11 protein-coding genes are annotated in these 12475 nt (G+C 47.8%); 10 read left to right on the forward strand and 1 reads right to left on the reverse strand.

Features of this window, described 5'->3' with window-relative positions; genetic code table 11:
* Positions 1-141 precede the first annotated feature (141 nt).
* The 5 genes from H6F88_RS06150 (at position 142) to H6F88_RS06170 (ending at position 6147) form a co-directional block, all read left to right on the forward strand.
* The gene (locus tag H6F88_RS06150; RefSeq protein ID WP_190641846.1) at positions 142-1119 is read left to right on the forward strand and encodes a cupin-like domain-containing protein; all 978 of its coding nucleotides are present in this window, start codon (positions 142-144) and stop codon (positions 1117-1119) included.
* Between the two features lie 92 nt (positions 1120-1211).
* Positions 1212-2474 carry a TAXI family TRAP transporter solute-binding subunit gene (locus H6F88_RS06155; protein WP_242042376.1) on the forward strand — a complete coding sequence of 421 codons (1263 nt, stop codon included), beginning with the start codon at positions 1212-1214 and terminating at the stop codon, positions 2472-2474.
* A complete protein-coding gene (locus H6F88_RS06160) occupies positions 2474-3124 on the forward strand; it encodes a glutathione S-transferase family protein (RefSeq protein WP_190641848.1) in 651 nt (216 codons plus the stop codon). The genes H6F88_RS06155 and H6F88_RS06160 overlap by 1 nt, the downstream gene beginning before the upstream one ends.
* A 40-nt stretch (positions 3125-3164) precedes the next feature.
* Positions 3165-3860 carry a two-component system response regulator RppA gene (gene rppA / locus H6F88_RS06165; RefSeq protein ID WP_190641849.1) on the forward strand — a complete coding sequence of 232 codons (696 nt, stop codon included), beginning with the start codon at positions 3165-3167 and terminating at the stop codon, positions 3858-3860.
* A 691-nt stretch (positions 3861-4551) separates the two neighbouring features.
* Positions 4552-6147 (forward strand): ATP-binding protein, encoded by a 1596-nt coding sequence (locus H6F88_RS06170; RefSeq protein ID WP_190641850.1) that lies wholly within the window; start codon positions 4552-4554, stop codon positions 6145-6147.
* 96 nt (positions 6148-6243) lie between these two features.
* Here the strand turns inward: H6F88_RS06170 and H6F88_RS06175 are convergent, their stop codons facing one another.
* Positions 6244-6771, reverse strand: a complete 528-nt coding sequence (locus tag H6F88_RS06175; RefSeq protein WP_190641851.1) for a helix-turn-helix transcriptional regulator — start codon at positions 6769-6771, stop codon at positions 6244-6246.
* Positions 6772-7545: 774 nt separating this feature from the next.
* Here H6F88_RS06175 and H6F88_RS06180 point away from each other — a divergent pair.
* The 5 genes from H6F88_RS06180 (at position 7546) to H6F88_RS06200 (ending at position 12229) form a co-directional block, all read left to right on the forward strand.
* On the forward strand, positions 7546-7854 hold the full coding sequence (locus H6F88_RS06180; RefSeq protein ID WP_190641852.1) for a hypothetical protein: 309 nt from the start codon (positions 7546-7548) through the stop codon (positions 7852-7854).
* Positions 7855-7974: 120 nt separating this feature from the next.
* Positions 7975-8352, forward strand: coding sequence for a cupin domain-containing protein (locus H6F88_RS06185; protein WP_190641853.1), 378 nt, complete (start codon positions 7975-7977; stop codon positions 8350-8352).
* Between the two features lie 462 nt (positions 8353-8814).
* Complete coding sequence (locus tag H6F88_RS06190) at positions 8815-10350, forward strand: ammonium transporter (RefSeq protein WP_242050417.1); 1536 nt, start codon at positions 8815-8817, stop codon at positions 10348-10350.
* Between the two features lie 283 nt (positions 10351-10633).
* Positions 10634-11455 carry an SGNH/GDSL hydrolase family protein gene (locus H6F88_RS06195; RefSeq protein ID WP_347277667.1) on the forward strand — a complete coding sequence of 274 codons (822 nt, stop codon included), beginning with the start codon at positions 10634-10636 and terminating at the stop codon, positions 11453-11455.
* Between the two features lie 318 nt (positions 11456-11773).
* A complete protein-coding gene (locus H6F88_RS06200) occupies positions 11774-12229 on the forward strand; it encodes a CAAD domain-containing protein (RefSeq protein ID WP_190641856.1) in 456 nt (151 codons plus the stop codon).
* Positions 12230-12475 lie beyond the last annotated feature (246 nt).

Consider the following 12475-nt stretch of genomic DNA (forward strand, 5'->3'; position numbering starts at 1 on the left):
TTAATTAGATCTTGTCAAGCGGATCACCTAGTTAAGAAATGTCAGAGAAGCTTAGCGATCGCCCACCTGTAGGTTGTTTCGCATTTTTTGCAGAGATATCATATCGACAAAAATCACCTGAAAAATCCATTTCAATTTGATATGCAACCTGAACTAGGTGTAACCCAATCGGGGTTAAATTATTCAGTTCATTCAATATCCCGTGTCCCTGCCTCTGCTTTAACTGCGTCTGAATTTTTTGAGCAGTACCAAAAACCAGGAGTGCCCGTAATTGTGGCGGGTTTGTTGGATGCTGAGTTGGACTGGAGCTTGGACTATTTGCGTGAAAAACTAAATACTTTTGTGCTTCCGATTCGGCGGTATGGGTGGAAGCGGTATGAGCAAGATAAGCGCACCTGGCAAAGCATCGGCAGCGGCACTGAAGCTCAGCGCGTTCCATTTATTCAATATGCTGAAATGCTAGAAAGCGGCGAAGCCCAGGAACAGGATATTTACCTAGTTAAACGTTCCCTCAAAAACACGCCACTAGAGCAAAATCTAGCGTCGCTCCAACAGGTCGGAGAGAAATTGGGTTTGGCTCCGATGAGCGACTTTAATCTTTGGTTAGGCACATCAGGACACATCACCTGTCTGCACTACGACCCGATGGACGGCACGTTGATACAGCTTCGTGGTGCCAAAAAAGTGGTGCTTTTCCCACCGTCTCAGCTTTACAACCTTTACCCATTTTCTTTTTGGGTACATTTGCGTCATGGCTTAAAGATGCGGGCTTCTTACAGCCAGGTGTATCCTGAGCGTCCTGATTTTGAAGCATTTCCTCGACTCAGGCAGGCACTCCAGCATCGCTATGACGATGTGTTACGGCAGGGGGAGGTGCTGTTTATTCCAGCAGGCTGGTGGCACGAGTTGACCACTGTAGGAAATGAGGCTGGAGATGTAATGGTTTGTTCTGTAAACCGCTTTTGGCAGGTTCCAGCAGTGCGATCGCTCCGTCTATGGAGCAAGTGGCGAGTGCATTTGGGCAGCGTTTGTGCGATTCCCCACATCTTGGGAGATGTAATCAGGGCGATCGCCAGCGGCAACGCTCAAGCGCTGAGTCAGATCTGGCAGAAAATCTAAGAAAAATAACGCATATTCCCCAGCTAGATTGTGTTAGAAGTGAGACACTATTCCCTTCGTTTGCGGTTATGCAGAGTAAGTTTGCGTATCCCATGGTGCTGATAAGCCTGGTTGCGGCATTGGCGTTTGCTATGCAGTGGGTACGTGAGCAAAATCGGACTCATCATTTAGTGATTGCGACCGCTAGCCGAGACGGAGAATATTTTGCCTTTGCCAGTGTGTTAGCGAAAGTAGTGTCTCGTCATCATCCTGAGATCAAAATCAGGGTGCGAGAAACGGCTGGCTCGGTCGAAAACATGTCGCTGCTGGCGCAAAACCAAGTTCAGTTGGCGATCGTGCAGAGTGACACGCCAGTCCATTCCTCGGTGAAAGCCGTTGCCTATTTGTTTCCAGAGGTATTTCACCTGCTCGCCACGGCAGAGTCGGGAATTGAGGGAATGGCTGACCTGCGCGGCAAACGGGTAGCACTGACCCCTGAAGGCAGCGGTTCTTATGCACTATTTCAAGCAGTTAGCCCTCACTATGGGTTAAACGAAACGAATTATCAGGCAATCCCTCTTCCTGCAGATCAGGCCTCTGCTGCTCTACAGGAAGGACAAGCCGATGCAATGTTTCGCGTCATTGCCCTGGGTAGCACCTCAGTCAGCCACCTGCTCGAAACCAGCCAGATTCGCCTGATTCCGATCGATCAGGTCGAGGCGTTGCGGCTTTCCCTACCCTATTTAGAAGCAACTCAAATTCCCAAGGGCACCTACAATGGGGCGGGTCCGATTCCACCTGAAAATATTCCAGTGGTGGCAGTGCGGGCAGAATTGGTTGCCCACGCTGGCGTTAGTGAAGAAGCCGTGCGGGAAATTACTCGCACCCTGTTTGAGCTACGCAGCGAACTTGTAGCACAATACCCCCGTGCCGCCAACATTCGTTTACCTGAATCAGCAGAAAACCTGGGGATTCCCCTACATCCGGGTGCCAGAGCCTATTACAACCAGGACAATCCTAACTTTTGGCTCGAATATGCTGAGCTGATTGGGTTGCTGCTGTCGGTTGCCGTTCTTTTGGTATCTGCGTTCTGGCAATTTCGTCTCTGGCTCTTGGCAAGCCAAAAAAATCGCGCCGATCGCTACAACCTGGAGATTTTAGACATTATTGAACAAGTCCAAACCGTTAACGACTTAGAACATCTCTACAAAATTCGCCATCAGCTTTTTGAAATTTTTGCTCAGGTCGTCGTAGACCTGGATAAAGACCGAATTTCACCCGAATCCTTTCAATCCTTTACCTTTCCCTGGGACGTAGCAATTACAACGATCCGCCATCGTGAGATGATTCTGCTAAATCTGCACCATAAATCCTGATGTCAACGCTTACTTTAGTCATTGGCAACAAAAATTATTCTTCCTGGTCGCTACGCCCCTGGCTGGCAATGAAGCAGGCAGGGCTAGATTTTGCTGAAGTTCGCATTCCGCTAGACACACCCGAAACCCACGCCAGGATTTTGCAATACTCACCTACGGGTAGAGTGCCTGTACTAATTCACGATGACCTAACCGTTTGGGACTCTCTCGCCATCTGTGAATATCTGGCAGAGCAGTTTGCGGGACACTGGTTGCCCGAAGATCGAGCAGCAAGGGCGATCGCCCGCTCCATCAGCGCCGAGATGCATTCCGGCTTTAGCAACCTGCGACAACACATGCCGATGGACTGCCGCGCCCGACTGCCTGGACAAGGTAGGGCACCCGGTGTGCAGTCAGACATCGATCGCATCACCGAAATCTGGCGCACTTGTCGGCAGCAGTTCGGCACTGGCGGCAATTTTCTGTTTGGTCAATTCACCTTTGCCGATGCCATGTATGCGCCTGTCGTATCTCGCTTTGTCACCTATGGAGTTGAGTTAGATGGAATTGCAAAAGCCTACGCAGATGCAGTTTGGGCACTGCTATCAATGCAAGAATGGGTTGCAGCAGCGGAAGCCGAGTCAGAGTATTTAGCAGAATCTAAGCTTTAGTAGAATTAAAAACTCATCCCACACCTGATTTGAGCGCACCATGCGGATTCTTCTAGTAGACGATGAGGTGGAATTAACAGACCCCCTGAATCTGGCACTTGCCCGCGAAGGCTACAGCGTCGATGTTGCTCATGATGGGGCAGAGGGGAGTCAATTGGCCGCCCAGGGTAACTATGAGCTACTGATCTTAGATTGGATGCTACCTCACCAGAGCGGACTGGAGATTTGCCAGGAATTGCGATCGCACGGTGACACCACCCCCGTTCTCTTCCTTACTGCCAAAGACACGATTGACGATCGGGTCAAGGGATTGGATGCAGGTGCAGACGACTACTTAATCAAACCTTTTGAGCTGCGAGAGCTGTTAGCCCGAGTGCGAGCATTGCTGCGCCGTCCGCCGATCCAGGAAACGCCCGTGCCCACTCCGCGACTACGGGTCCAGGATTTTGAACTAGATCTAGAGAATCAGCTTGCCTATCGGCAGAGGCGAACCATCGAACTGTCGGAGAAAGAAAGCCAGCTCCTGGCTTATCTGATGACCCACCCGAATCAGTTGCTCACTCACAGTCAAATTCACCATCACCTTTGGGCCGAAGGACAACCCAGCAGCAATGCTTTGGCAGCCCAGATTCGTCTGCTGCGTCGCAAAATTGAGGCTAGCGGTGAACCTCCGCTGATTCACACCGTCTACGGGAAAGGGTACCGCTTCGGCTCTTCTGAAGGCGGCGATCATTAGATTCCCTGGGTGAATAGCAGCGCGGCGCTGCCATTTACCCTTCAGAAGGTGGTTTTTGTAGAAGATCTATTAACAAAAAGAAAGCAACAGCTTCGTTTTTGTTACACATGTCTTGCAGTAAAGTCTTGCAATTTGTCGTAGGTTTAGTTCCGCAATTTGTGCAATTCATTCACTGCAATCTTCTAAATCATGAGGTGGCCTTAACTCAAATTGCATCTCTTATTTTGTTTCTAAATTTGCTGATTAGCTTGAGCAAAGTCTGCGTTCTACACGTGCATTAACCAACTTCAATCAACAGCAACCAGATGTTTGAAACTTTTGAGGACGAATTTGGTCTGCCTGTAGGTTTTTGGGTGCAAGCAACACAGAGTAGATCTGGCGCTCTTTTGCAGTCAACTCATTTGCAAGGCGATCGCCCTACCCCCATCCCAAACCGGTTCGACCGAAGAACTTAAAGGGGCGATCGCCGCGCTCTCCATTCCCATCGATTACTTCAGCAAGCACAGCATTTGTAGAACTAGAATCTAAACATCTTGATAGCATCATGGAATAAAAATTCTCAAAATTTTATTTCTTCGTCTTTTTACGATTAGTTCAACCTTTTGGGGGATCACTATCTTGCATTTATCGATTCGAATGAATTACTTTATTAAGATGCGTGACTAACCAAGCTTGGAATTGAGCAATCGGGATGGCACAAACACTCTTCAGTGAAGCAGATAGACTGGATGCCCTCAAGCGCTACAGAATTCTTGATACTGCTCCAGAGGAGGTGTTAGATGACCTCACAAAACTGGCAGCACGCACTTGTGGCGTTCCGATCGCACTGATCAACCTGATTGACTTAGATCGCCAGTGGTTCAAATCCAAAATCGGATGGGATACAGTCAGTGTTGCCAGAGATGTTGGCTTTTGCGATCAAGCAATCCTACAACCCGATGAAATTCTGGTCATTTCAGATACGCTAAATGACTCGCGGTTTGCCAGTGACCCACTGGTGACTGCATCACCCCACATTCGCTTTTATGCGGGCGCGCCTCTAGTCACGCCAGACGGCTTTGCGATCGGCACCCTTTGTACGATGGATTGGATTCCTCGTATCCTGAGTGACGATCAGCTTGATACTTTGCGGATTCTAAGCCGTCAGGTGATCATGCAGTTAGAGTTGAAGGCGAATGTCACGCAGCTAGAGCGCACCGTCAATCGCCAAAAACGGGTAGAAAATGCTCTACAGCGCAGTAATCAGCGCTTCCGCCAAACGCTGGAAGAACTTCAGCAAACCCAGACTCAACTGATTCAAACCGAGAAAATGTCAAGCCTGGGGCAAATGGTCGCAGGTGTTGCCCACGAGATTAACAATCCCGTAAGTTTTGTCTACGGCAATATCACTTACGTCAATCGCTACATCCAAGATTTGTTTGGTCTTCTGGATCTCTACCAGTGCCACTACCCTCAACCCGCTCCGGAGATTCAGCAGTGGAGCGAGCAAATTGACCTTGACTTCTTGTCAGAAGACTTACCCAAAATCCTGGCTTCGATGAAAGTTGGGGCAGATCGAATTCGACAGATCGTCCTGTCACTGCGAAACTTCTCTCGATTAGACGAAGCAGAAAAAAAGGCTGTTGACCTGCATCAAGGCATCGACAACACCTTGATGATTTTGCAGCATCGGCTGAAACCAGCACTCGACCATCCCGGGGTTGAGGTGATTAAGACCTATGGCAATATTCCACTCGTAGAGTGCTACGCTGGACAGCTCAATCAGGTGTTTATGAACATTCTCAGCAATGCTGTTGATGCTCTAGAACACGCTAACTCTAGCGCTGCTCCGTCAGACCCTGAATCTATTTCAGACCAAGAGGCTGTTAAGGGTCAAACTTCCAAGGGTCAAATTTCTATCAGTACAAGGTTTACCCACCGGGGCAAATTTTCTAAGCAACCCTGTGTGATCATTCGCATCACGGATAATGGTCCTGGCATTTCTCCGGCAGCGAAAGAAAAACTATTTGATCCTTTTTTCACGACAAAACCGGTCGGCAAGGGGACGGGGCTGGGGCTATCTATCAGCTATCAGATTGTAATAGAGCGCCACGGAGGCGTGTTGAAATGCTTCTCAGAGCCGGGGCAAGGTACAGAGTTCTGGATTGAGATTCCAACCTGCAACACCCAACCCATTAGCCTTGAAACTCATTCACTTCCTACATCTGCAAGCTTAGAAATAGCAGAGAACCTTGAAGCAAGAAGCAATCCTAAAGTTGGGGTCTATCAAGACGCACCTTCAAGCTAATCAACTCCTACTAAAATGCTATGGCTTGATAGAAGAGGCAGGGTGACACCCTGCCTCTTGTTCTAACTTCAGTGACTAGCGCTATAAACCGTGACGCTATTCGTCTGCCCACATGACATCCTGCCGTTTGGCATGAATGCTTTTGACGTGTTTTTTCACCGTGTCAACGGTGATGTGCAGCTTGGCCGCAATCGTTTTATAGGTGCAGTTTGCGCGACGCAGTAGCCAGACTTCTGATTCGCGATCGGTTAACCCAAAGCGTTGCCGTTCAGCGATCGCCATTTTTTTAGCAGATTGATATCTGTCTTCCAGCGCAACTAGTAAACAGGGGCGATCGCTATTTTCTAAATTAATCCACTGCACCCGAACTCGAATCGTATCAAATGCACCCATTTCAAGTTCATCTTCGATCATAAAAATATGGTCGGGATACAGTGTGCGACTATCAACCATTAACTGACAGATCCGCCAAACTCTAGAGGGAACTAAGCTAGAGCTTGAATTACGCTGGTTGAGGCTATCACAAATCTGGCGAGCACAGCAGTTTACACAAACGACTTCGCCTTGATCTGTCAGAATTAAAATGCCATCAATGAAACCTTCTATGATGCTATGAATGTCCATTAGAGGGGGGCTTGAATGAACAACATTTCACCTCTTAGAACAGGCAGATGTTAGGAAGCTAGGCTTACCAAACCATCTTCCATTTATCAAGAGGATTGAGTCCTATAGAAAATCAACTGAGCCTGTAAGCGAGATTGATTTATGACACTACAACAACTGCCCCTCAAATTTCGGCTATCTTCGCAAGATTACAGTTTGATAACCGATTTAGGTATTCAACCAGTCTTAAAATTGGTTGCTAGCCCAAGAATTTTTACTAGTAGCAAGCCTCACCCTTTAGGGTGAAAGAGTTAATAAAAAGTCAAATGAGTTTTGCCAAAAGCACCTTATCTCTACAGTATTGAACTCTTGTCAGTAAGGATCTTTTCAGAAAACAAACTTATCCCTTCCCTTTCACCTTCAGCGATTCTATAACTATTTCAAATCGGTTATGAGAAGCAACCTTTCCAGGGCTAAGGCTTCCATAACCAATCGGTCTTATAACTAATTTAGAACTGCTATATAGCAACCTGATTGAATTTATATTTGATCGATGAAAATAATTTGTGAAAGCAAATATCTTCCGTGTAGGTGCTCTCACAAATTATTCAGAAATTTAATAGAAGCAGACAATATTCTGTTACACAAATTTTGCTTGTGTAACAGAATATTGTCTGCTTCAATACCAACTGCTCCACTATATTGCCTACAAAATACTCCAAATGTAGGTTTCCAAATTTGGCAGATCCACTATGTTGGAGTTATTGGTAAAACTTTGCTTCGAGTAGATCTGCTGTGTTTCAATTTCTTTACTTCCTAACCCATTGGCTGGTTCAAGTCATCCAGCCTATCCTGGTACCGCTCTGTTTTGTATTTGCCTGGTCACTCATTCTCATGGCAGTTTGGAGTGTCTGGACTGCACTTCAAGATGGAGTCGCGAATGCTAAGCGAATGCATCAAATTCCCTGTGCAAACTGTCAGTTTTTTACAGGCGACTATCACCTTAAGTGCACAGTTCATCCAACTATGGCTTTGACTGAAGAAGCGATCGACTGCATGGACCACCAACCTGCAGCCGAAGCAAATCTTGTATTTCGCCCCTGAAATACTCCCTTAAAATACTTTGGATGCAATAGATGCAATAGTGGTTTGTGGAGAGAAGCGCACCGTCGTTTTCTTCAAAAACTGCTGTTTTGTCAATGATCCTAAAGCAAAAAAATTCAAATGCTAATCCGAAAGCTCAACGCTTGTGACGAGTTTGTTGCAGGGGATGGAACGTTGCTGCGCGAGTTGCTGCATCCCGATAAGCAACCTCTGGCGCTGCGATATAGTCTTGCCCATGCGATCGTCCCGGCGGGGCAAACGTCTTACCCCCATTCCCTCAAGACCTCTGAGGTTTACTACATTCTCAGTGGCATGGGTGAGATGCACATCGACGATGAGAGTCAGAGGGTTGAGCCAGGGGACACTATTTATATTCCGCCGGATGCCGAGCAATTTATCTACAACAGCGGCACCGAGCCATTAGTCTTTATTTGCATTGTTGATCCTGCTTGGAGACAGGAGGATGAGACGGTGTATGGCGATCGCCCATCCTCCTGAAATCAAGCCAGCACCAGCCAGGGAATGCGTTTACTTAAAAAACCGCTAAATTACTTCGGCTTTGGTGAAATCCCCCAAAAAGGCTATCTTTTTAGCCTCTCAAGCCGTGTGCGTGGATAAATGTATTCCCATATACAGAATTAGGCTACTCAGAATTGGTGCAATCGTCATGTTCTCTATGTTGTTCACCTGTATCCCTTCGACATCCAGATGTAGCTTTTAATCAAGCGATAGCGGAAATCAATGGAGCTACCCGGTGAACTGTAGATTCAGAATCTATCGCTCCGCTCAACGGAGTTCAAATTTAAGATCCTGACTGCTCCTCTTAAACCCAACACAAAAATCTGCGGCTCTCACTGAGTCGTTGGGCTTGCTTCATTCATTAAGGAACGTCCAGTGATGTCTAAACTGTTGCTCAAAAAAAGAAGAAGAAATAGGCGGTTCTCGCTCCGAGACACGTCAATGCCGCGCAACCGGCAGCTCAATTTATCTAATCCTGCGACTCTGTTTGAACAAATCAAAACCTGGGTAAAGCAGCTCTCTCCAAGCTGGCAAGCTTGCATTCCTCTAGCCTGCATTCTTGTCCTAGCCTGTGCTTTCAGTGCGACTGCTCAGGATGTTTCTCCTGAAGAAGCAGTTGCAGAACTGAGAGTTGGCTTGGATACTCTTTGGGTTGTGGTTGCATCAATCCTAGTTATTTTCATGAACGCGGGTTTCTGTATGTTAGAAACCGGGTTCTGCCGTCAGAAGAATGCAGTCAACGTTCTGGCTAAAAACCTGATTGTTTTTGCTCTAGCGACTATCGCTTTCTGGGCGATCGGGTTTGGACTCATGTTTGGTGACGGCAACGGCTTCATCGGTCTAAATGGCTTCTTCCTCAGTGGTGCAGACAATAGCCCTGCGACAGGTGATGCTTATCAGGGTGTTTTTGGTTCCCTTAACTGGACGGGTATTCCCCTTACCGTTAAGTTTCTATTTCAGGTTGCTTTTGCCGGAACCGCAGCGACAATCGTTTCTGGTGCAGTAGCCGAGCGAATCAAATTCGTTGACTTCTTGATTTTCAGCCTGCTGCTTGTGGGTATTGCTTACCCCATCACCGGACACTGGGTTTGGGGCGGTGGATGGCTATATGAATTTGGTTTCTGGGATTTTGCTGGTTCAACCGTGGTTCACATGGTTGGTGGTTGGGCAGCGCTCATGGGGGCAGCTTTCCTCGGTCCTCGGATTGGTCGTTATCAGGATGGCGGCACAACGGCTCTACCTGGTCACAACATGTCGATCGCAACACTGGGATGCTTGATCCTGTGGATCGGCTGGTTTGGCTTTAACCCTGGCTCTGTCATGGCTGTGAATGCCAGCATCGGACACATTGCTCTTACTACTAACCTGGCAGGAGCGGCAGGCGGAATTGCTGCAACCATTACATCCTGGATATTGTCTGGAAAGCCTGACCTGTCGATGATCATCAACGGCATTTTGGCGGGTTTAGTTGCAGTTACTGCTAGTTGTGCCTTCGTAGGCTACGTTCCTGCCCTTATCATCGGTACGATTGGTGGCATCCTGGTTGTCTTCGCTGTGTATTTCTTCGACAGCATCAAGATTGACGACCCCGTTGGTGCAACTTCTGTTCACCTAGTCAACGGTGCCTGGGGAACCCTGGCACTCGGTCTGTTTGCGAACCCAGCCATCCACGGGATAGAAGAAGGTCCTGTTGGCTTGTTCTATGGGGGTGGCATCAACCAGCTATTCATCCAGCTTGTCGGCATTTTGGCTGTAGGCGGTATGACTGTTCTACTGTCAACCATCTTTTGGTTAGCGCTGAAGGCAACTCTAGGACTCCGTGTAACGGAGGAAGAAGAGCTAATCGGTCTAGATATTGGCGAACACGGCATGGAAGCTTACAGCGGCTTCATCAAAGACACGAGCGGCATGGCTGGCAGCACAGCTAATGTTCCCAGTGGCTCAACTGGTATCGCTGGTAGCTCACCCAATCTCTAGGGTCTGTTTTTAATAGCACCTTTATTTGAGCCAGTTTGGTTCAGTACAATAGGCGGCGGTGGTGGTTCTTGAAGATTTGGGAGCCGCCCCTACCGCTTTTTTTATTAAGCTTAGTTGTCTGCTATTTCCTCCGGTTTAAACTAATCATTGAATATTCGTTACGCCATAAGAGTTCAAAAACCTGATGGGCGATCGCCGTCTTAAGCCAGTTGCGAGTCTCATCAAATCTGCTGTCTTCTGTCAGCACTTGGGAGATTTGCCAACGTGGGCACTTTTCTCTCTAATGACCAACAGTTTTTTGCTTGTATCAGTCGTATTGCTTTTGTTTCGTGATTACAGTGCGGGCATCAACTTAACCACCCGCACACCTGCAAGAACGTCTGCCCTAGTGGCTCAGTCCAGTTTGTTGCTTCAGCCTAATTTGGTAGATTCGGCTTACCCACTGGTGGCTCAGCTAGGCCCACGTCATCAGTTAACCTACCAGCAATGGGTGAATCTGCTAGAGCAGGAAGCTCAGGCAGCCGCCGCAAACCCACCCGATCGCCTGACGATTTTGGTAGGAGACTCTCTCAGCCTGTGGTTTCCGTCTCAGTTGCTCCTAGCTGAACGGGACTGGCTCAACCAAGGAATTTCAGGTGAAACCTCTGCTGGCTTGCTGAGGCGGCTGGACCTGTTTCGCACAACCAAGCCAGAAACGCTGTTTGTCATGATTGGTATTAATGATCTGATTCGCGGCGTGTCTGATGAGACGCTGCTAGCAAATCAGCGCCTGATCATACAGACCTTGAAAGAGCAACATCCTCAGGCTGAAATCGTTGTTCAGTCAATTTTGCCGCATGGGGCGGAGCAAGCGGTGTGGGAAGGGCGATCGCGGCTTTTAGAAATTCCCAACAGCTACATCCGGGAATTAAACCAGGAACTAGAGGCGATCGCCGTTCAAGAGGGCGTGCATTACCTTGACTTGCATCCTCTGTTTACCGACACCGCAGGCAACCTGCGCCCCGAACTCAGCACCGACGGACTCCACCTCAGCGCTCAAGGCTACCTGGTCTGGAGTTCAGCCCTGCAAATCTTTAGCCAAACAAAGCTTGAGGTGGAGGAGTAACAGTAGCAGAACCGTAGCGACGGGTAAATCACTATGTTTGAGCAACGGTTTAGTCCTTTAACCCGTTCCGCAACTGACTGAGAGTAGCTTTATAGCGAATTATCTTTGGGTGGAGTTTACAAAACTCATGAATCTGTCTTGCGTCTCTTGCAATTGCCCAAACTCTGCTTTAGTGTCAGGTATGTTTGAGCAAACTTGAGCAAGCATCTTTGAGCAAGTCTGAGCAAATAGGAGGAAATCGGCAACTCTGCTGTTAAGCGACAGCAAGTTGAGATATCCTTTAACAAAAGTTTATTTAAGCTGTTTCAAGGTGTCACTATGGATCCTGAAGTGAAGCAAGATATCAATTCCGAAGTCGTGACCGAGGTTGAAACCACCAAAGTCAGCCTTGATGGAGAGGATGCTGGAACCATTACTCAATTCACGACGACCAGTGAGTCGCAAGAGCAATGGCGGCAAATTGGAGAAAAAGTCTCTGGTTTTTTGGCTGATTTACCGGAGTATCTAACCGAGTTTTTCAGCGAATACAGACGGCCAATCATCTCAATCGGCTTGATCTTTGGGACAATTGTTTTGGCAAAGCTAGTTCTAGCAATTCTAGACTCGCTTGATGATATTCCACTGCTTGAGCCATCGTTGAAGCTGATTGGTTTGGGCTACTCTGCCTGGTTCGTTTACCGCTATCTGTTGCGGGCTTCTAATCGCAAAGAACTGGCTGATGATTTCAACTCTCTGAGAGAGCAGGTCCTGGGTCAAGGTTCTCCTAAAGTCTAGCGATCGCCTTTGAGCAAAATTTGAAAAGCGAGGGCAGGATTAGAATGCCTTCGCTTTTCTATTTTCTGGTGATGATAATCGGTAGGATTTGCAAGCTGCTCATACCAAACCCATCTGTAGAGTAGCGGTATTGGTAGATACTGTGCATGTAGGTTGAAGTCAAGCAGGTTGAGGAGTTATGTCAGTTTGGGGTCAAAGGGCTTCTGCGAATGCAAGACCCCGAAGACCCAACGAATGACCTTGTGC

The organism is Oculatella sp. FACHB-28 (assembly GCF_014696015.1).
Classification (GTDB): Bacteria; Cyanobacteriota; Cyanobacteriia; order Elainellales; family Elainellaceae; genus JAAUTN01.

What these genes read in the sequence shown, in the direction of transcription:
- H6F88_RS06190 (WP_242050417.1), top strand. Translation starts at nt 8,815, where the DNA reads ATGCCGCGCAACCGGCAGCTCAATTTATCTAATCCTGCGACTCTGTTT.
- rppA (WP_190641849.1), top strand. Translation starts at nt 3,165, where the DNA reads ATGCGGATTCTTCTAGTAGACGATGAGGTGGAATTAACAGACCCCCTG.
- H6F88_RS06160 (WP_190641848.1), top strand. Translation starts at nt 2,474, where the DNA reads ATGTCAACGCTTACTTTAGTCATTGGCAACAAAAATTATTCTTCCTGG.
- H6F88_RS06185 (WP_190641853.1), top strand. Translation starts at nt 7,975, where the DNA reads ATGCTAATCCGAAAGCTCAACGCTTGTGACGAGTTTGTTGCAGGGGAT.
- H6F88_RS06170 (WP_190641850.1), top strand. Translation starts at nt 4,552, where the DNA reads ATGGCACAAACACTCTTCAGTGAAGCAGATAGACTGGATGCCCTCAAG.
- H6F88_RS06200 (WP_190641856.1), top strand. Translation starts at nt 11,774, where the DNA reads ATGGATCCTGAAGTGAAGCAAGATATCAATTCCGAAGTCGTGACCGAG.
- H6F88_RS06155 (WP_242042376.1), top strand. Translation starts at nt 1,212, where the DNA reads ATGGTGCTGATAAGCCTGGTTGCGGCATTGGCGTTTGCTATGCAGTGG.
- H6F88_RS06150 (WP_190641846.1), top strand. Translation starts at nt 142, where the DNA reads ATGCAACCTGAACTAGGTGTAACCCAATCGGGGTTAAATTATTCAGTT.
- H6F88_RS06195 (WP_347277667.1), top strand. Translation starts at nt 10,634, where the DNA reads ATGACCAACAGTTTTTTGCTTGTATCAGTCGTATTGCTTTTGTTTCGT.
- H6F88_RS06175 (WP_190641851.1), bottom strand. Translation starts at nt 6,771, where the DNA reads ATGGACATTCATAGCATCATAGAAGGTTTCATTGATGGCATTTTAATT.